Source organism: Gillisia marina, assembly GCF_000258765.1.
Classification (GTDB): Bacteria; Bacteroidota; Bacteroidia; order Flavobacteriales; family Flavobacteriaceae; genus Gillisia; species Gillisia marina.
In genome coordinates, this window is sequence record NZ_AJLT01000006.1 from 68,280 (window position 1) to 88,757 (window position 20,478).

The 20,478-nt window shown below is 35.9% G+C and carries 12 protein-coding genes and 1 pseudogene; 2 read left to right on the plus strand and 11 right to left on the minus strand.

The window, feature by feature from the left end:
* Nucleotides 1-105 precede the first annotated feature (105 nt).
* Complete coding sequence (locus ON07_RS02165) at nucleotides 106-3,312, plus strand: TonB-dependent receptor (RefSeq protein ID WP_010227821.1); 3,207 nt, start codon at nucleotides 106-108, stop codon at nucleotides 3,310-3,312.
* A 243-nt stretch (nucleotides 3,313-3,555) separates the two neighbouring features.
* On the opposite strand, the gene ON07_RS02175 is transcribed toward ON07_RS02165, so the two are convergent.
* The 7 genes from ON07_RS02175 to lysA form a co-directional block, all read right to left on the minus strand.
* Nucleotides 3,556-4,569 carry a flavin-containing monooxygenase gene (locus ON07_RS02175; RefSeq protein ID WP_010227824.1) on the minus strand — a complete coding sequence of 338 codons (1,014 nt, stop codon included), beginning with the start codon at nucleotides 4,567-4,569 and terminating at the stop codon, nucleotides 3,556-3,558.
* Between the two features lie 172 nt (nucleotides 4,570-4,741).
* Complete coding sequence (locus ON07_RS02180; RefSeq protein ID WP_010227826.1) at nucleotides 4,742-5,203, minus strand: FKBP-type peptidyl-prolyl cis-trans isomerase; 462 nt, start codon at nucleotides 5,201-5,203, stop codon at nucleotides 4,742-4,744.
* Nucleotides 5,204-5,352: 149 nt separating this feature from the next.
* A complete protein-coding gene (locus ON07_RS02185) occupies nucleotides 5,353-5,889 on the minus strand; it encodes an SRPBCC family protein (RefSeq protein WP_010227828.1) in 537 nt (178 codons plus the stop codon).
* 174 nt (nucleotides 5,890-6,063) lie between these two features.
* Nucleotides 6,064-6,696: a chloramphenicol acetyltransferase gene (locus ON07_RS02190; protein WP_010227830.1), complete on the minus strand. Its 633-nt coding sequence runs from the start codon at nucleotides 6,694-6,696 to the stop codon at nucleotides 6,064-6,066.
* A 33-nt stretch (nucleotides 6,697-6,729) separates the two neighbouring features.
* Nucleotides 6,730-8,598, minus strand: coding sequence for a TIGR00341 family protein (locus ON07_RS02195; RefSeq protein ID WP_010227831.1), 1,869 nt, complete (start codon nucleotides 8,596-8,598; stop codon nucleotides 6,730-6,732).
* A gap of 99 nt (nucleotides 8,599-8,697) precedes the next feature.
* The gene (locus ON07_RS14225; RefSeq protein ID WP_316928064.1) at nucleotides 8,698-9,855 is read right to left on the minus strand and encodes a M20/M25/M40 family metallo-hydrolase; all 1,158 of its coding nucleotides are present in this window, start codon (nucleotides 9,853-9,855) and stop codon (nucleotides 8,698-8,700) included.
* Between the two features lie 277 nt (nucleotides 9,856-10,132).
* On the minus strand, nucleotides 10,133-11,338 hold the full coding sequence (gene lysA / locus ON07_RS02205; protein WP_010227833.1) for a diaminopimelate decarboxylase: 1,206 nt from the start codon (nucleotides 11,336-11,338) through the stop codon (nucleotides 10,133-10,135).
* Between the two features lie 322 nt (nucleotides 11,339-11,660).
* On the opposite strand from lysA, the pseudogene sucC reads away from it, so the two are divergent.
* Nucleotides 11,661-12,850: pseudogene (gene sucC, locus ON07_RS14230) on the plus strand (ADP-forming succinate--CoA ligase subunit beta).
* An 80-nt stretch (nucleotides 12,851-12,930) separates the two neighbouring features.
* On the opposite strand, the gene ON07_RS02215 reads toward sucC, so the two are convergent.
* From ON07_RS02215 to ON07_RS02230, 4 genes are all read right to left on the minus strand, one after another.
* Entirely contained in the window at nucleotides 12,931-13,854 is a 924-nt protein-coding gene (locus tag ON07_RS02215) for a PorP/SprF family type IX secretion system membrane protein (protein WP_237708832.1), read from the minus strand.
* 2 nt (nucleotides 13,855-13,856) lie between these two features.
* Nucleotides 13,857-17,771 (minus strand): T9SS type B sorting domain-containing protein, encoded by a 3,915-nt coding sequence (locus tag ON07_RS15800; protein WP_010227835.1) that lies wholly within the window; start codon nucleotides 17,769-17,771, stop codon nucleotides 13,857-13,859.
* 793 nt (nucleotides 17,772-18,564) lie between these two features.
* Nucleotides 18,565-18,813: a DUF1456 family protein gene (locus tag ON07_RS02225; RefSeq protein ID WP_010227836.1), complete on the minus strand. Its 249-nt coding sequence runs from the start codon at nucleotides 18,811-18,813 to the stop codon at nucleotides 18,565-18,567.
* Between the two features lie 134 nt (nucleotides 18,814-18,947).
* Nucleotides 18,948-20,393: an alpha-amylase gene (locus tag ON07_RS02230; protein ID WP_010227838.1), complete on the minus strand. Its 1,446-nt coding sequence runs from the start codon at nucleotides 20,391-20,393 to the stop codon at nucleotides 18,948-18,950.
* Nucleotides 20,394-20,478: the final 85 nt, after the last annotated feature.

The following is a 20,478-nucleotide window of genomic DNA, read 5'->3' on the forward strand; positions in this document are numbered from 1 at the left end:
AGATAAATGAGGCTTAGAATTTCAAATATTTAGATTTCAATTAAATAAATTTGCAGTATTTTTGCAAAATATTAACAACGTAACACAACAATCAAAAAATTAAAAATGAAACACAATTTACTTTTATTTGTAACTGCTGTTTTACTGTCTTTATCTGGTTTTTCTCAGGTAACTACAGCTGAGATTAGTGGTATTATTTATGAAGATCAGAATGTTGTACTTCCGGGCGCTAATGTAAAAGCGGTGCACATGCCTACTGGGACTGTATACGGAGCGGTGACAAATTTTGACGGACGATTTAACATGTTAAACTTGAGAATTGGTGGTCCTTATACGGTTACCGTAAGTTTTGTTGGATTTAAAGATTATGTTTTAACAGATGTAGATCTTAGACTGGGACAAACATTTAATATGGATGTTACCATGTCTGCAGATGCTACTGCTTTAGACGCGGTTGTTATTAGCAGTGAAAAAAATGCTGTTATTAATAGTGACCGTACGGGTGCAGAGACAAACATTGGAAGTAGAGAATTAAAAACATTGCCATCTATTACAAGATCTGCAGCAGATTTTTACAGATTAGAGCCAACTGCTTCTAGCAATGGTTCTTTTGGAGGTAGAAATGACCAGTTCAATAATTTTAGTTTGGATGGATCTATTTTCAACAATCCATTTGGATTGGATGCAGCTACTCCAGGTGGACAAACAAATGCTCAGCCGGTATCTTTAGATGCAATAGAGCAAATTCAAGTATCTACAGCACCTTACGATGTTACTCAAGCTGGTTTTACAGGAGCTTCTGTAAATGCAGTTACTAAAAGTGGAACTAACGATTGGAAAGGGACTGTATACGGGTTCTACCGTAACGAAGATATGACAGGAAGTAAAGTTGCCGGAGACGATATTTTTGTTCCGGACCTTACTCAAGCTCAATATGGAGTTAGTGTTGGTGGACCAATTATCGAAAACAAATTATTTGTATTTGGTAACTTCGAAAAAGATGATAGAGAAGATCTAGGATCTAACTTTTTAGCATCTCGTCCGGGATTATCGGGATCTAACGTATCTAGAGTTACAGCAGACGATCTTGACTTTGTTTCTACTCAATTAGGAAACTTAGGATACGAAACTGGACCTTACGAAGGATTTACGCACGAAACAGAATCTACAAAAGGTCTTATAAAATTAGACTGGAATGTATCTGATAAGCACCGTTTGGCTTTTATTTATAACTTCTTGGATGCTTCTAGAGATTTACCTGCAAACAGAGAAGCTATTGGACGTAGAGGACCAGATTTAACAACTTTACAATTTAGAAATTCTGGATATAGAATCAACAATAAAATAGATTCTTACTTAATAGAATTAAACTCGAACTTCTCTGGAACGATCACAAATAAGTTACAGGTAGGTTATACTAAATTTGATGATAGTAGAGATCCTTTCTCTGCACCGGCACCTCCAATTAATATTCAAGAAGATGGAGTTCGTTATATAGTTGCTGGACATGAGCCTTTCTCTATCAACAATAGGTTGGAACAAAAGGTGTATCAGGTTACAAATAACTTAAACTTCATTCTTGGAAATCACACAATTACTGTAGGTGGTAGTTTCGAAAAATTTGAATTCGATAACTCGTTTAACTTAGGATTATACGATTTTGGTGGGAATGCGGAAGCAGGACAAGGTCCGGTAAGTACATTTTTCGATGCTTTTACAAGTGTTAGAGGTGGAGCCGGAAGTTTTGAAGAAGCCGTTAACAATGGAACGATTGCAGCAGCTTTAGCAAACGCACAAAGCACTTTTGATACTAACAATGCAAATGGAACATGGGCTTTAGCTGAAACAAACGTTGGGCAATTGGCATTTTATGCACAAGATAAATGGAAAGCTACAGATAAATTTACGTTGACTTACGGTTTAAGAGTAGATCAGCCATTATATTTTGATACTCAGGATAAGATTCAAGAAAATATAGATAGATCTGCAGGTGGGACATTCCCTGAAGGAAACTACCAACCAAATATTACATATTTCGATGAGAATGGAAATGAAACCAAATTGAACAGTTTGGATCTTCCTTCTAAGAAATTATTATTCTCTCCAAGATTAGGTTTCAATTATGATATTAAAGGAGATAAAACGGTTCAGCTTAGAGGTGGAACAGGGATCTTTACAGGTCGTTTACCATTTGTATGGATTGGAAACCAGGTAGCGAATCCTAATTTCTTCTTTTACACTACATCTGCACCAGATTTTCAATTTCCACAGGTTTGGAGAAGTAATTTAGGTTTAGACTATAAGTTTGAAAATGGAATCCTTGCAACTACAGACATTATCTACACAAGAGATGTAAATTCTCAAATGGTAAGAAATTACGGGTTAGCAACACCAACAGGAACATTAAACGGTGCCGATAATAGAATGATCTATTTGAACTCTGATAGAGCATTGAATGAATTTGGTGGTGTAACAAATGCATATGTATTCTCTAATACAGATGTTGGTTACTCTTTTAACTGGTCTTTCAAATTACAAAAGACTTTCAGTAACGGACTTTTTGCAACTATCGCTTATAACTATTTAGAGGCAGAAGATGCAAGTTCTTTAGATGCTGAGATTTCTAGTGATGCTTACGATAGAAACCCTGCTTTAGGAAATGTAAACAGAGCAGTAAGTTCTACTTCTCGTTATGGAGATAAACATAGAATTGTTGGACAATTGAACAAATCCTTCAGTTATGGTCAAAACAAACAATGGAGAACATCTATTGGTGCATTTTACGAGTACGCTCAAGGAGGAAGATTCTCTTACACGTATTCAGGAGATATCAATAATGACGGATCTGTATTAAACGATTTGATCTATATACCAACACAATCTGATCTTTCAGGATATAACTTTACTGGAACAGATGCGGAGCAAGAAGCGCAAAGAGCTGCTTTCGAATCTTATATTCAGCAGGATGAATACCTAAGAGATAGAAGAGGAGATTATGCAGAAAAATATGCTGTATTAAGCCCTTGGAGAGGACGTTGGGATGTGAAATTCTTGCAGGATTACGACTTTAAAGTTGGAACCGGTACTAACACAATTCAATTGAGTTTAGATGTGTTAAACTTCGGAAACTTAATTAATTCTGATTGGGGTGTCATTGAAGTTCCTGTGAACGACCAACCTCTTGGAGTTTCTGTAGACGACACTAATACTCCGATATATAGTTTTGATCCATCACAAAGAAGCACTTTTGCAAACGACTTTAGTTTAGAGTCTAGATGGCAAATGCAAGTAGGTCTTAGATATATTTTCTAAGCTCCTTTAAATAATAAGTATTAAAAAAAAACTGCTCCAGAAATGGGGCAGTTTTTTGTTTTTATATCATGTATGTTTTGAAGAAATTGACTATCATCGAAAATGATACTTCAAGCTTAAAAAAAGAATTTTCAATCTATTTTAAAGAAACCAGAAACCAGAACCTAAGAAGTAATACAATCTATTATGAAGCTAATACAGGTTCTGAAATCATTTTAGCTTCTTGCTTCGCTATATTCTTGGCTATGTAGCTGCATCTTTTTTAACACCTCCCAAGGTAGCAGAGCCTCGGGTATGCAACCAAGGAAGACCTATAAAGTAAAGACCCATTATAGCACTTACGCCTCTTTTGTTTTTTGGATACCCTTTTTTATCTAATTCTAAACCTTGAATCCAGTTAAAATTAGGCCTGTAGCCGGTTGCCCAAACTATATTTTTAATAGTTGAAACCTCATCCATTTCAAAGGTCATAGTTTTTCCATCGGCATTTAAAGCCCTGCCAACGGGAATCACATTCTCTCTATTTAGTATTTCCTTGATGTCAAGTCCTATAATTGGCTGAGGTCTATTTGCAATTAACTTACCAATCCAAGAGTGTTTGCTGTAGCTTAAAAAACCGGTTTTTGTAAACCACCACCATAATGTCTTTCCTAAGATTTCCTGCGGTAATGTTTTAGCATCAGAAGGTCCTGCAAAAAATGTTTTTTTTCCTTTTCGAGAAACCTCATCTAGGATCTGAAATCCAGAATCTCCTCCGCCTACCACTAAAGCATCTCCTTCTTGAAGTTGATCCAGATTTTTATAATAGTTACTATGTATCTGCCTTACTTTTTTGCTGACCTTAACTGAAAATGGGGGAGTATAGGGAGTATGAAAAGGGCCGGTAGCAATAATAACATTCGCGCACTTTAACTCACCATCTTCATGTTTTAATCTAAAAACTCCTTTCTTCTTTTCTATTGAAGTGATAAGCGTATTAAATTGAACGGGAATTTCAAATTTTTCTACATAAGCTTCAAAATAGGCAGCTACTTCATATTTATTCGGATAATGACCCTTAGGAGATGGAAACTCCATTCCTTCTAAATGATTGAACTCTGTGGGTGTAAAAAGCTTTAAAGAGTCCCATCTACTCAGCCAAGATTCTCCAATCTTATCTTCCTTATCAACCACGAGAAAAGATTTCCCCATTTGCTTTAAGTGATAAGCCATACTTAGGCCGGCTTGTGCGCTACCAACAATAATGAAATCCAACATTTTCTCGAGTTTGTTGCAAAGATAGAAGAGTTAAACAGTCTGTTCTAACTTTTGCAATGTATTCTAAAGTTAAACAGATATAAGATCAAAAAAAATAACCCATACCAAAGAAGAACCTGATAGGAGTTAAATTTTAGATTTTCCAATTCGGGAAAATTTTGTCCTAAAGATTCTAATTTACCGAGATCAAATCGATCTCAAATATCAATACCGAACCGCCCGGAATTCCACGAAAATCATTGTTTCCATATCCTAAATGAGCAGGAACTAATAACAATCCCGATCCTCCTTCCTTAAAATAGGTGATCCCTTCTGTCCAGCCTTTTATTACTTGCTGTAGGCCAAAACTTATTCCATTAGCATTGCTCTGGTCGAATACAGATCCATTTAAGAAATAACCTTTATACGCCACGGTAACGTTAGAAGTTGAGGTTGGTCGCTCTCCGGTTCCTTCTTCGTTGATAACATAGTACAAACCTGAGTCGCTCTTTTGGGCGTTTAAATTCTTATCGGTTATATACGCTGTGATATCTACTTCATTTTGAGCTTTAAAATCCACAGACTCATTTCCATTATCATTGCTGTCGCAGGCAATAAAAAGTGTAAGAATAAATGTTAAGAAGGTATATTTCATGTTGTTTTTTTTAGATGCCAAATATAGTGAATGTAGGTTTGGCTCAATATTAAACTAGAATCTTTTGATTTTATAGAAATCAAAAAAACTACAAATAGAAAAATGCCCCATTCGTGGAGCATTTTCTTATTCTAATTAAAAAGAAAAGTCTAATTTTCGCTTAACTTTTTTAGTTTCGTTAAACCATTATTCCAATCCTTATCCATCATTTCTTCCATATCGGTAAACAGTTGCATCACATTAAAAGGATAGGGCATTTCGCTATCGAATCCCCAGGTGGCTGTGGTTACATTCCCTTTTTCTTTTAATTTTACGTAGGCTTTTGCTTCGCTCTCATAAGGCGAATAAAACACAAGATCTGTTTCAATTAAGTTGGGCGCATCAAGCTTAGCAATGGTTTGGCTTCCTTTTCCTACCTCTTCTACCTCGCTGTCCCAAGACTGTTTTGCACCAATCTCCCCATCTGTCCCGCTAAATTCTTTCTTCATATTAGGGTCGTAATCGTTCCAAGGGCTCCATTTATCCATATCAGAAAGGCTATTTACATTTTCCCAAACTACTTCGATCGGCGCATTTATATCTATAGATTTTTCATAATTCATATCATTAGAAACAAAAAGTGCCAGAATAAGAGGAATTCCAATTATAATTAATAACGCGATTCCTATAATTTTTAAAATTTTCATAGTGCTTTGTAATTTAGATTAGTTAATAACTTGATATAGTGTGAAATAAATAATGAAAATTAATTCTAAAAGTTAAAATTAACACTTTTTTAAGCAATGTTGAAGATTTGGTAAAAAAATCTAAAATGATTACTTTAAAAACGCTAATAATTACAAAGGTTTAGTAGTTCACTATTATTCTGAATCTAGCAGCTCCTGAAATTTTTCGAGAAATTTTGCTACATGAAAACCATCCATTAGTCCGTGATGCACATTAATAGCAAGGGGCAATTTACATTTGTTATCTAATGAATACATCTTACCGAATGTAATCTTGGGGACACTGTCCGGGTGTTTAAAGTTTCTGGAATGTGTTAGACCGGTTAACTTATGCCACGGAAAAGAAGAAATATGGATGCTATCCAAACGTTTTGCGTCATCGTTAAATCTAAGTCCAGTTGAATTTTGCACTTCTTCGATCTCTTTTTTCAAGCTCTTCTGAAATATGGAAAAATCTGTATCAAATTCAGCAAAAGAAAAAGCGAACGTCCCATCTGTTCTGGCGATTGTTGCTGCAGAATGTACGGGCTCGCAAATAATAACTTCATCATTTGAAATCCGATATTTGAATTCCTCAATCTCGTTAACTGCCATTAAAGTTTTGTGTAAATAATGTGCAAAAAAAGAGCGCTTGTTATTTTTAGAGAATTTATAGGCTTTCGTGCAATCTACTTCAGAAACTATCCCAAAAAAAGGCTCGTCGAATGTGGAAAAAAACTCAAAATGTTCTTTTCTGTTCCAATTTTTCTGATCTAAGGTTTTAAACATGGTACCAATTTTAAAGAATTCAAAAATAATTCTTTAAAATTCTATTGCCGAAATAACTTCAAGAATTATTGGCTGCCCTATCTTCTCTTCAATTTCCACTTTTATATTGGCCATTTCTTTGGCATCTATGGCTTCGGGGCTAACAAGTTTTAATGAGACCATCAAAGGTTTTCCGGTTCTCACTTTTACATCTCGTAGATAAATATCGTCAAAATTTGTTCCTTCCAGTTTGGAGGTGATTCTAGCTTCTTGTTTAATCCTATTAAAAGATAGCGAAAGAGGAACCATAACCAATGCAATGATCACTAAAGTGTAAATAAGCCCCATTCTAGCACGTCTAAACGGAGCAAATCCTAAAATCAAAAAGGTAATTCCGGCAAACATAATTATACCGGCAAGGTTGGTTAAATAAAGAAGAAATGCACCGGAGAAAACTTCCCAGTCCCACCAACCAACGCCAATTCCGGCGACAGCCAATGGAGGTACTAGCGCAACCGCAATAGCAACTCCTGCAAGACTTTTTGCAATTCCCTCCTTGGCATGCGCGTAGGCTGCAGCAATTCCAGATGCCACAGCAATTCCCATATCTAAAAGGTTAGGTGTGAGGCGGGCATCTATTTCTCCGGTTAATATCTTAAGAGGAATTATTAAACTAACAGCTGCCGCAAATAGTAATGCCACAGCGGTACCAATTAAAATGGTAACTATTCCTGTTTTCAACAGATTTGTGTCGTAGCGCACCATTCCCATAGAAAAAGATACAATTGGAGAGATGATGGGCGCCAAGATCATAGCTCCAATAATAACAGGGGAAGAGTCACCAAAAAGTCCGAAGGTCGCAATAAGGGTAGCCAGAATCATCATAACCAAAAAGGAGGAGGATAATTTGGCATTTTCTTTTAGCACCTTAAATAGGTCCTGAAATTCTTCGGTTGTCGCTCTTGGCCAAATTGGTAGTTTCCGCTTAATTAATTCATCCCGACGTTCCCCTGTAGGTAAACGCTCTATTTTTAAGCTCTTCTTGCCGTCTGCTCCCTCTTTTTCAAATCCAAAAATGCTTTTTTGACAAAGTGATAATTGTTCTTTTTCTACCTCGATCTCAATTATTTTGGCACTCATGGTTTCTCCATCTATAGAAAAGTCAATTGTGCTTTCACCTTCAATTTTTAAATTGGAAGATTTTATTTGCCCTATAAATTCGGGAACCTGAGCCATGGCTTTAGGGTTGGGCAACAAACTTTTAAATAGAAATAAAAATAACTGAAGAATATTTTGAGGCGCCAGAATAAGAGTCTGAAATTTGCCATCGTTCATGGCGCTATTCTTAATTAATCTTTTGGAAATTACAGAACCTGCAGCATGTTCTACAGCAATAATTCCCAATGCAGAAGTTTGAATAATTTTTTCTCCATCTGCACTTAATAAAAATGGACTATGGGAAAGTCCTGATGCTTTTCTAATATTTCTGAAAAAATTATATACTTCTGTTATAAATCCTGTGTGCTCTTTTTCTTCTGAAAAAATAAAAACATCGCCAACGTTTACAGATTGAAGTACAGGAATATGATTGCAAATTAGCAGATCCAATAACTGCAGCTCTGGCGTGTCTAAAATCTCCTTAACTGCTTCTTCTAAATTTTCTGAAAGCCCTAAGCCATTTATTGCTTTTGTAGCTTCAGGATGCGGTAGGATACCTAAAGGCCACTTTTTATTGGCCGCCGCAGGTAATATTTTTTTAATTCCTGAATCTGGTAAATATAGGATTACAAGATCTTCCTCATCAAATAAAAATTCTTCTTCTAAAGGAAATGAAAGTAAGGTGTAATTTACCTTTTCGAATAATGGAATAATGAGGTCTGCTACATTTTCAAGTTCATCTGGAAGGTGTAAAATATAATACATAGCAGGGAAATGTGGATTTTAGTGCAAGGTATCAATATTAGAGGTTTTCAAAAATAGATTTAACCAAACCTTAGGGATACAACAGTCTAAGATCTAATTTTACTTGGTGTTTAAAAGTCTATAAATTAAAATGGCGGCACGCTTCGTAAGATTTTCTATCGTATTTAAATTTACGGTTTCCTCAGGGGTATGAGCATTATTTCCCATGGTTCCTAAACCGTCCAAGCCATCTACATAGGATGCTACAAAAGAGATGTCTGCCGCTCCACGTTTGGAAGGATCATATGCTGCTACCTTTCCTTGTCCCAAAGCTTCACTTACATTGCTAAAAACTTCCAGCAAGTCTTCATTTCCTTTTGTTGGTGCCATGGCCGGATAGCTATCTGTAAATTTGACTTCTGCAGAAGTTTGTGGTAAATTATTGGAAACAATTTCTCTCATTTTATTTCTCGCGTTTTCTTTTTGTTCTTCAGAAATAAATCGCAGTCCTCCTTTAACAATCGCTTTTTGAGCTACTACATTTGTTTTCCCAAAAACAGTTCCCTTGCTGGTTAAATCGTCTATTTCAGCAAAAGTTCCACCTACTAATACTCCTGGATTAAAGGTGAGATACTCTTCTCCTTTCACATCGGTATAAAAGGCATTTAAAATCCGCGACATTTCAAAAATGGCTCCGGCACCGGTATCTTCACTAAAAATTCCGGAGGAATGTGCCCGCTTTCCTTTAACTTCTACTTCCCAGTCAGAAGAACCTCTTCGCGCAATAGTTACATTATTATATCCCGTGGCGGTTTCAAATCCTAAAGCAATATCACTTCTCTTAGCCGCTTCAATTAAATCTTTCCTACTAATGCTAAGAGGTTTTCCAGTGCTTTCTTCATCTCCAGTAAAAGCAGCTATTATTTGAGCATCCTTTAAAAGACCGTTTTCATGTAATGCTTTTAAAGCAAATAGAATGATAACGTCGCCGCCTTTCATATCGTTTCCACCAGGAGCATGGGCAATACTATCATTTATTTTTTTGAATTTCTGAAAAGGACTATCTTCTTCAAAAACAGTATCCAAATGGCCAATTAGCAATAATTTTTTTCCTTTATCTCCAGAAGTTTCGGCAAAAAGATGCCCGGCTCTATTCATCTCTTCCGGCATTTCTACCCAACGGGTTTTAAAATCTATATCATTAAAAGCCTGCTGGAATAACATTCCCACTTCTTTAACACCTTTGGCATTTAATGTCCCACTGTTAATATTCACCACTTTTTCCAAAAAAGCAATAGCCTCTGCATTGTTATTTTCTATACTGCTAAGAATCTTTTTTTTCTTTTTTTAGATAGTTTTTGAGCAGAGCTAATAGAAATACTGAAACAGACGAGAAGTATAAAAAGTGGTAATTTGAAATTCATAATTAAGGAAGTTTATAATAGTTGAAATTTAAATGAATACACTGTACATTTTTGGTCTTATCTAATGTACTGAGTTCAATTTAGTGATAAAAACTAAAAAGCTTCAGGTTTTAATGCTGAAGCATACTAATTTATAATTCAATTTCTACTTGATTTTGAATGAGATCTTCAAAAACTTCCCTTTTTCTAATTAGATGCGCCTCTTTATTATACCAAAGTACTTCCGCAGGGCGATATCTAGAATTGTAGTTGCTGGCCATGGTAAAACAATAAGCTCCGGCATTATTAAAACTAAGAAGGTCTCCTTCTTTTATTTCGGCAATTCTTCTATTGGTAGCAAAGGTGTCGGTTTCACAGATATATCCTACTACCGAGTAGAATCGCTCTTTCCCATCGGGATGAGAAACATTGCTGATCTCATGCTGGGAGCCATAAAGCATCGGTCTAATTAAATGATTAAATCCAGAATCTACTCCTGCAAAAACGGTGGAAGTGGTTTGTTTTATAACATTAACCTTCGCAATAAATTTTCCGGCCTCACTTACCAAGAATTTTCCCGGTTCAAAAGCCAACGTGAGGTCTCTTCCATATTGTGTACAAAAATCTATAAATCGCTCGCTTAATTTTTCGCCTAATTCTTCAATATTGGTTTCGATATCTCCGGGCTTATATGGCACTTTAAATCCGCTGCCAAAATCGATGAAATCTAGATCTGGGAAATGTTTCGCTGTTTCAAACAATATTTCTGAAGCATATAAAAATACCTCAATATCTAAAATATCACTTCCTGTATGCATGTGAATTCCATTGATGTTCATTCCAGTATTTTCCACAATTCGCAATAAATGCGGAATTTGATGAATAGAAATTCCAAATTTAGAATCTATATGACCTACCGAAATATTACTATTTCCACCGGCCATTACATGCGGATTGATACGAATACAAACAGGAATTTTTGGATGTCTGGTTCCAAATTGCTCTAAAATAGAAAGATTGTCGATATTAATTTGTACTCCCAACGTGGTAACTTCTTCAATTTCTTCTAAAGAAACCCCATTAGGCGTGTAGATTATTTTTGAAGGTTCGAACCCGGCTTTTAGTCCTAATTTTACTTCCTGAATTGAAACGGTATCTAAGCCCGATCCTAATTTTTTAAATAATTTCAGGATAGAAATGTTAGAAAGTGCCTTTACAGCATAATTAATTCTGAGGCTTTCCACCTGTTTGAATGCTGAAGTGAGCCTGTTGTATTGAGATTCAATTTTTTCAGCATTATATACATATACAGGGCTGCCAAATTCCGCAGCGATGTTTAGGAGGTCTTGATTATTCATATTTAAATTAAATTGCCGGCAAAAATACTTTAGATAATTAGTAAGCTATAAATTTTACTAGAATATAACACATTCTAACAAAATGTTCATTTAGTAACAATTTAAAATTGTATTCATAATTCGTTGGTCTGTTCAGTGGTTTCGTCAGGCTATGGTCTCGTTCATCTTTTATGTCAATAATATTAAATATTGAAATAACTCCAATAGCTATCGAAACAGGATGACATTTTTCCTTAACGTTTATAATTTCAAAAAATATTGGTACATCCTATTACATTTGTTACTTTTGCGTTCCGTAATTAATACTGAAGAAAAGCAGATTATGAACATACACGAATATCAAGGAAAAGAAATTTTGAACAGCTTTGGCGTACGCATACAGCGTGGTATTGTTGCTCATAATGCAAAAGAAGCAGTAGATGCTGCAAAAGAACTTACCGAGTTAACCGGAACCGGATGGCACGTAATTAAAGCTCAGGTGCATGCCGGAGGACGTGGAAAAGGTGGTGGAGTAAAACTTGCTAAGAACCTTAAAGAGGTTGAAGAAATTGCAGGACAAATAATCGGGATGAACCTGGTTACGCCTCAAACTTCTGCTGAAGGTAAAAAAGTTCACCAAGTATTAGTTACAGAGGATGTTTATTATCCTGGAGAAAATGAGCCGGAAGAGTATTACATGTCTGTGCTTTTAAATAGAACTACTGGACGTAACATGATCATGTATTCTACAGAAGGTGGAATGGATATAGAAACTGTTGCAGAGGAAACTCCACATTTAATTTTTACTGAAGAAATAGATCCTTCAGTTGGATTACAAGGTTTTCAGGCTAGAAGAATTGCTTTTAACTTAGGTTTAAGCGGAGTAGGATTTAAGGAAATGACGAAATTCGTTATGGCTCTTTATACTGCTACGTAGAATCTGATTCAGCTTTATTTGAGATCAATCCTGTTCTTAAAACGAGTGATAATAAGATAATGGCGGTAGATGCTAAAGTAACTTTAGATGATAACGCATTATATAGACATAAGGATTATGCAGAAATGCGTGACATCCGTGAGGAAAATCCGGTTGAAGTTGAAGCAAGAAAGGTTGGACTTAACTATGTAGATCTGGACGGAAACGTTGGATGTATGGTGAATGGTGCCGGACTTGCAATGGCAACTATGGATCTTATTAAGCAAGCAGGTGGAGAGCCGGCTAACTTCTTGGATGTTGGTGGAACTGCAGATGCAAAAAGAGTAGAAGAAGCATTCAGACTTATCTTAAAGGATGATAATGTAAAAGCGATCCTTATTAATATCTTTGGTGGTATTGTAAGATGTGATCGTGTGGCTCAGGGAGTTGTAGACGCTTACAAGAATATGGGGAACATTAAAATTCCTATCATTGTTCGTTTACAAGGAACCAATGCAGATATAGCGAAAGAATTGATAGATAATAGCGGATTGGATGTACAGAGTGCTGTAGAATTCCAAGAAGCTGCAGATAAAGTTCAGGCGGTTTTAGCTTAAACTTTTCAAAACTTTAGTAAAAAAGGTCTCAAGAAAATTCTTGGGACCTTTTTCGTTAGGGTAGGGTTAATCATAGGGTATTAAAAAATATTCAAAACATCGGGTCTTCCGGGTTTTATATCAAACTTGTACTTAAGAATAATTTCGTGAGAACCATCATTGTATCTTCCAAAGTCTTCTAAACTTAGATCGTAAGAGTATCCTACATGAAAATGAGATAAAAAATTGAAACCTATAGATGCGTTTAATGCTTCATTATACCTATAACCAACACCAAAATTAAATTTGTTGTTATACATGAAATTTGCATTAGTGTTTAGCGTGATCGGGTTTCCATTAACTATCGTTGCTAAGACGCTAGGAACAAAATCTAGTCTAGAATTTATATATAGCAGGTAGCTTGAATGTAAGTTATATTGAAATTTATCTGCGATTACGTTACCAATTTCTTCATCATAAAAATCTTGTTTAAAAAAATTAGGTACTGCTAAACCTAGATACCAGTTCTCTGTATGGTAGATTAATCCTGCTCCAGATTTAAAATAGGTCCTATTGTTTACATTGCTTCTTGCTGCATCCCCGGGATTTTCAAAATTTCCCTTTGTGAAATCTACGTCTAATAAGGTGGCACCAAGATTAATTCCTAATGCTAAAGAACTATTTTCGGATAACCGAATAGAGTAGGAGTAGTTTCCTTCAAAAGACCTATACGAACTTGGTCCGATAATGTCATTTACAATGTTTATTCCTATTCCCATTTTATTATTATTCAATGGGAATCCTAAGGATAACAATTGAGACTCCGGTGCTCCCTCAATTCCCTGCCATTGAGAGCGAATAATTCCGGTTAGAGTGGTAGTCTCCAATGTACTTGTTGCTGCAGGGTTAATGTTCTGCAAATTAAAGAAGTAATGGGTGAATTTAGGTTCTATCTGGGCATATCCATTTAGGGTAAAAAGAACAATCCCAATACTTAGGCATATTTGTATATATATCTTTTTCATAATTATCTTATTATTTGAATCCATCCTTTGATTTGTGGGGAACCATTCCCTAAGTCTAGCACGAAGAAGTAAGTTCCATTTGGCACTTTTTTCTGAGAACCTATAGATAAGTCTCCTTCCGCTGAACCATCCCAGCCATTTTTGTAACTCTTCTTTTCGAAAACTCTATTACCATCCCGGTTGAATATTTGCAAGTAATTATTTGGATATTTCTCAATACAATCTATCATGAAGGTTTCATTCATCCCATCTTTGTTCGGGGAAAATTGATTGAAGATTGTCATGCAATTAGGAAATAATAATATAGATGCAGAATTGTCTCCCGGAGTTATATCTATAGGGGTTACTTGATTTATTAAAACTGTGTTGCTATAGATTCCTTGATTAAGAACTTTAGCCCGAACTAGTAGTTCTGCAGATGAATTTGCGTCTACAAATTCTAAATCCCAGTTATTAGTATTCCTGTTATAAATTCCAATATTACTGTACGCATCAATTAACTCGAATCCTGTATTCAATTCTTGCATTACAGTAACGTTGCTAACAGAAGCTGATCCTTTATTAATGAAGGTGATTGTAAATTCAACTTCTCCATCAATAGTAGGAGTTGGATTGTCTGCTGTTATTTCAACAGCCACGGTTGCTCTTTCTGAACAATTTTCATTTGCGGAATTTGGATCGCACGCATTTAATGGATCTGTTCCATTGTTTACCTCATCTCCATCATTTATACCATCGTTATCAGAATCGGCATTATCAGGATCTGTTCCTAGTTCTTCTTCTGATTCGTTATCCAAACCATCATTGTCATTATCATTATTGCAATCACTTCCATCATTATTTGGATCACAAGGGTTGAGAGGATTGGTTCCGTTATTAAACTCTTCGCCATCATCTATTCCATCGTTATCACTATCGGAATTATCTGGATTAGTACCTAGGCTTTCTTCCTCAGCATTTGTGAGTCCGTCATTATCTGCATCGCATTCATCTCCAGTATTATCCGGATCACAAGAATTTAGAGGATCAGTTCCGTTGTTGACTTCATCTCCGTCATTAATTCCATCAGCGTCGGTATCAGCATTGTTTGGATCTGTACCTAGCGTATTTTCTTCTGCATCGGTAAGCCCGTCATCATCAGAATCGATGTTACAATCTGCTCCAGAATTATCAGGGTCACAAGAGTTTAAAGGATCTGTTTCGTTGTCGACTTCGTCTCCATCATTAATTCCGTCACCATCAGTATCAGCATTGTTTGGGTCGGTGCCTAAAGTTGCTTCTTCCGCATCAGTTAAACCGTCATTATCAGAATCAGTGTTGCAATCTGCTCCGGAGTCATCTGGATCACAAGAATTTAACGGATCTGTTTCATTGTTGACTTCATCTCCATCATTAATTCCATCCCCATCAGTATCAGCATTGTTTGGATCTGTACCTAAAGTTTCTTCTTCTGCATTGGTAAGCCCGTCATTATCAGCATCAGTGTTACAATTTGCTCCAGAATTATCCGGATCACAAGGATTTAGCGGATCTGTCTCATTAGCTACTTCATCTCCATCATCAATTCCGTCCCCATCTGTATCAGGATTGTTTGGATCTGTACCTAAAGTTGTTTCTTCGGCATTTGTTAGTCCGTCATTATCGGCATCGCATTCATCTCGAGTATTATCCGGATCACAAGAATTTAACGGATATGTTTCGTTAGCTACTTCATCTCCATCATTAATTCCGTCATCATCTGTATCAGGATTGTTCGGATCGGTGCCTAAAGTGGCTTCTTCGGCATTTGTTAGTCCGTCATTATCGGCATCACATTCGTCTCCGGTATTATTGGGATCACAAGAGTTTAAAGGATCTGTTCCATTAGCTACTTCATCTCCATCATTAATCCCATCACTATCTGTATCAGGATTGTTTGGATCTGTACTTAAAGTGGCCTCTTCAGCATTTGTTAGCCCGTCATTGTCTGGATCGCATTCATCTCGAGTATTATCTGGATCGCAAGAGTTTAAAGGATCTGTTCCATTAGCTACTTCATCTCCATCATTAATCCCATCACTGTCTGTATCAGGATTGTTTGGATCTGTACTTAAAGTTGCTTCTTCGGCATTTGTTAGTCCGTCATTATCTGCATCACATTCATCTCGAGTATTATCCGGATCACAAGGATTTAGCGGATCTGTTTCGTTAGCTACTTCATCTCCATCATTAATTCCATCCCCATCGGTATCAGGATTATTTGCATCGGTTCCTAAAGTCGCTTCTTCGGCATTTGTTAGTCCGTCGTTATCGGCATCACATTCGTCACGAGTATTATCCGGATCACAAGGATTTAGCGGATCTGTTTCGTTAGCTTCTTCATCTCCATCATTAATCCCATCACCGTCTGTATCAGGATTATTTGCATCGGTTCCTAAAGTGGCCTCTTCAGCATTTGTTAGCCCGTCATTGTCTGCATCACATTCATCCCGAGTATTATCTGGATCACAAGAATTTAGCGGATCTGTTCCATTAGCTACTTCATCTCCATCATTAATCCCATCACTGTCTGTATCAGGATTGTTTGGATCTGTACTTAAAGTTGCCTCTTCGGCATTTGTTAGTCCGTCGTTATCTGCATCGCATTCATCTCGAGTATTATCTGGATCGCAAGAGTTTAAAGGATCTGTTTCATTGGCTACTTCGTCTCCATCATTAATCCCATCACCATCGGTATCAGGATTGTTTGGATCGGTTCCCAAAGTTGCTTCTTCTCCATTTGTTAGTCCATCGTTGTCATTATCTTTTTGTGCCTCACAAACTGCGGTTATTATTTGTATTTCATGAATATCAAAAGATTGCTCCAACCCTATATCTGCCAGAGCTGATAGTTTAATTTCCATCTTATCAAATACTACTTTCGGATTAAAAGTAATTGTTACTACCTCTCCCTTTTGCAATTCTGTTAAAAGCTCAGCAGTAAGTAAATTTGTTGTTTTTGCTGAAAAAACAGGAGAATTATTGTAATAAGCAATTAGCTCAATCTTATCAAATAATTCCGCACCCACTAGAGCTCCATCCATTTTAAATGATAGCTCTATCTTATCTGTATTTAAGGCCTCATTTTCTAAATAAAATAGTTGTGAGATACTAGAGGCAACACCTAAAGTTCCATGACTTAGTTCTGAAAAAGTAGACAAATCTTGATCGATCGCTAGTGAAGGATTACTAACGCCTGCGCCCCCTAGGTTTAGAACGTCTAAAGATATGCCATTGGCATTACTAGATGTAAATCTAGGGGAGTAACAATTAGTGGAATTAGCAGTTCCATAAAATGCTTTATACACATTCATGGATTTTTCTACATTGAGTCCTAAAATAGCTGAGGTATGATCTTCGATTTGAATTCTATTATAAGAAGCATCAGGTTTAAAAGCGGCATAATAATTATTATCGGAATCGATTACAATTTTGAAATTATCATTATGTGTAAATTTTTGGGTTGAAGCGCTATAAACTATAGACGAATTATTTTTTCCTATGATGTTGAAATAATGATTGCCGAAAACAATACTTCCCGTAAGATCTGCCAGGATATTACCTAAGGATCCCTGAGTTAGTAAATTTAGAATGTCATGCTGAAAATCTAGCTGAACAAAAGATGTAGTCCTAGCTTCTAATAAATCAGCGAACTCCAATTCTAAAATGGCTGATTCTGCAGATGCACCCAATACCAATCCTGAGTTAGAGGTTAGTGTAGCAAAATTGGTGTCATCTAGGGTTGCATTTAGAGAGTTTTCTACATTAATTTCTGTAATAATATTTGTAGCTAAATTCCTACTCTGAGAAAATACAGAAAAACTGCTAAAAAGTATAATAATAAAAGTAAAAAAATAAACACGAGACGTAGGTTTGGGTAGGTGTAGTTCTGGAACCATAAGCTAAATTTTAAGTTAATAATAGCAAAATGCTAATATTCAATGGTTTATAATAAACGCCGTAGGGTACGTGAATTATTAACTCAAATTATGATTGGTTCTTATAAACTTAATTATATTTTATTGAATTATCAAACTCATCTATTAAAATTAACATTGTATCTAAGTTTAAAGTTGTTTGAACGAATTATTCTTATTTATGTTAAATATTTATTGTATTAAATTTAAAAATTGATTTTTATCAGGCTGAGTGGGAGTTAGGAAGGAATAGTGAGAAGTTATTCATCGATAAAATAGTGCATTTTATCGATGAAATCATTGAAACGTTAAAGTTTTAATAAACGCAATCCTTTTTCTGTTTTTGGGTAGTTATTCCATTTCCCATTGCGATCTTCTCCGGGAAAAGTACAATGAGTACAACCAATAAATTATGGCCTTTTATGACTAAGGGATGATAGTTTTATCAGTATTTTTTGAAGAGGGGATTCCTCTCTTCTTTTGAGACATTCAGTTAAGGATAGATGTTGCGAAATATCTCCTTAATTCAAAAATATTAGGCTTGCTCTATGAGCATCGCTATTAAATTCTGAAGAATATTTCGAAAAGGAAGGCCGAATTAGATGCGAAAGAACTGTTCAACATAATTTCATTTGGATCAAAATCACTATAGAGTTCATGAATCCTTTGTTGCGGAGATAATGAATGCTACTTAGTGTTTAATGATGAAATCTGATCTTTTGAGAAAGATCTTTTCTTTAATTGGGTAGGAGGTATTTATAGTAAGATAGTTTTATTATTTATTTTCTTTCTTCTTAGGAGGCATTGGTCCACGCATGTGTATAACCAATCCATTCAAAAAGTTTCGTAGAAATTGATCTCCACATTCTACATATTTTGGGTGATCTTCGTTTCTAAAGATCGCCCCAAGCTCACTTTTGGTAACTTTAAAATCTACCAGCGCGCAAATTTGTACTATATCGTCGTCGCGTAATTTCAGTGCAACACGTAATTTCTTGAATATATCGTTGTTTGTTAATCCCATAGCTGCAAAAATATGGATAAAATGCAGAATACACCATAAATGCCACTATTAATAGAATGCTTTAGTGGCCTAACGGAAATAAAAAAGTCGGCTTTGTAGGGAAGCCGACTTTTAGAATTCTACCAGAAATTAAATTATTCCATAATTGAGTAAATGCTATACGAATTGGCAGGAGCTTCAAGAGATACCACTCCGTCTGCACCTGTTGTAGGAGAATAAGAGGAATTATTTCCATAATCCTTCAACTTTTTGGAGGTCCAATTAGTCACTATTTCTCTTCGCTTATTATTACCACTTGTGTTTATATATAGTATTAAACCTGGATTGTTTGTATTTCCTGCACGTTTCATGATGTACTCATCATTATCATTAAAAAGCACCTCCACTGGGCCTGTTGCCAAGGTGTTATGTAGTAAGATCATATTTTTAATTTCATCTTGGAAATCGGCATTTTCATAATCTGAGTAGAAAATCGTAGGATACCCATCATGCGTTAAAATATAAGCATATGCTTTCATTTTATTAGATTCGGCTATACGGTTGTCCTCATTATCATCTTTTTCGGTGTCATGATTTGCCACAAAAGTCACTGCTTTATCTGGGTAGGTTTTACGTAACATATCTTTTCCTAGATATGATAGATCTTTGTGCCTGTCAAAAGCTTCCTCCATTTTATAAAAACATGCAAAATCAAAAGCATTGGAGCCAGTTGCGTCTACCCATCTTTCGAGCACAGCACTATTCCCATCGAAATTCTCACCAACAGAAAAACCACCAACTTCCTCTATCCAAGCTTTAACTACCCAAGGTTCAAAACCTTTTACATAATCGAATCTCCAACCATCAAAGCCCATTACATTTTTGTAATATTTGGCTACAGAATTTTCTTTTTTCCAAAACCATTCTTGTACTCGCTCTTGATCGTGACACACATCTTGTTCCGAGAAAAATAGATCTCCGGCATCTCGCTCATGAATATCGTTAGGATGGTAATCTTTATAGCTTCTATTGAACATTCCAGAAGCATTCCCATGGGTTTCATCAAATAGGGTATAGGTGTTTTTATTTCTGAAAGGATTGAATTCTTCACCCCCTCCGGAATTATGATTTAACACGATATCTGCAATTACTTCTAAATTTACGCTATGCGCACTAGCTATTAAAGTTTCTAATTCCGTACGAGTTCCAAATCTAGTAGGAGTAGTTCCATGTTGGAAATATTCCCCAAAATCGAAATAATCTGAAGGATCGTAGCCCATAGAATAACCGCCTGATTGTCCTTTAGAAACCACGGGTAGCCAAATTCTATCTACACCGGCATCTGCCCATCCCGCAACTTTTTCGTTAAGGATTTTCCACCATTCATGTCTAGGCTCTACATCCCAATAGAAAGTCTGCATCATTACTCCAGAGCCATTATCGTAATTGGATAAATCTAATGCTTGGGGAGTAACGGGTTCTGGTGTTCCACCTCCTCCAATTACATCATCTGTTGGATCTACAGGATTGCTATCAGAAGAACAGGAAGTTCCCATTACAAGCATTGAAACCGCAGCACCAAATATTATTTTTTTAATCATATGTGATTTTTTAAATGAATAAAGCTGTCTAAGGATCATTTGGATTTAACTTAACTTCTAAAAATTAGAATTAGGTTAAGCCTTT

Bases quoted from the DNA above. Each gene is read 5' to 3' on its own strand.
- ON07_RS02165 (WP_010227821.1), top strand. From the start codon at position 106: ATGAAACACAATTTACTTTTATTTGTAACTGCTGTTTTACTGTCTTTA.
- ON07_RS02175 (WP_010227824.1), bottom strand. From the start codon at position 4,569: ATGTTGGATTTCATTATTGTTGGTAGCGCACAAGCCGGCCTAAGTATG.
- ON07_RS02180 (WP_010227826.1), bottom strand. From the start codon at position 5,203: ATGAAATATACCTTCTTAACATTTATTCTTACACTTTTTATTGCCTGC.
- ON07_RS02185 (WP_010227828.1), bottom strand. From the start codon at position 5,889: ATGAAAATTTTAAAAATTATAGGAATCGCGTTATTAATTATAATTGGA.
- ON07_RS02190 (WP_010227830.1), bottom strand. From the start codon at position 6,696: ATGTTTAAAACCTTAGATCAGAAAAATTGGAACAGAAAAGAACATTTT.
- ON07_RS02195 (WP_010227831.1), bottom strand. From the start codon at position 8,598: ATGTATTATATTTTACACCTTCCAGATGAACTTGAAAATGTAGCAGAC.
- lysA (WP_010227833.1), bottom strand. From the start codon at position 11,338: ATGAATAATCAAGACCTCCTAAACATCGCTGCGGAATTTGGCAGCCCT.
- ON07_RS02215 (WP_237708832.1), bottom strand. From the start codon at position 13,854: ATGAAAAAGATATATATACAAATATGCCTAAGTATTGGGATTGTTCTT.
- ON07_RS15800 (WP_010227835.1), bottom strand. From the start codon at position 17,771: ATGGTTCCAGAACTACACCTACCCAAACCTACGTCTCGTGTTTATTTT.
- ON07_RS02225 (WP_010227836.1), bottom strand. From the start codon at position 18,813: ATGGGATTAACAAACAACGATATATTCAAGAAATTACGTGTTGCACTG.
- ON07_RS02230 (WP_010227838.1), bottom strand. From the start codon at position 20,393: ATGATTAAAAAAATAATATTTGGTGCTGCGGTTTCAATGCTTGTAATG.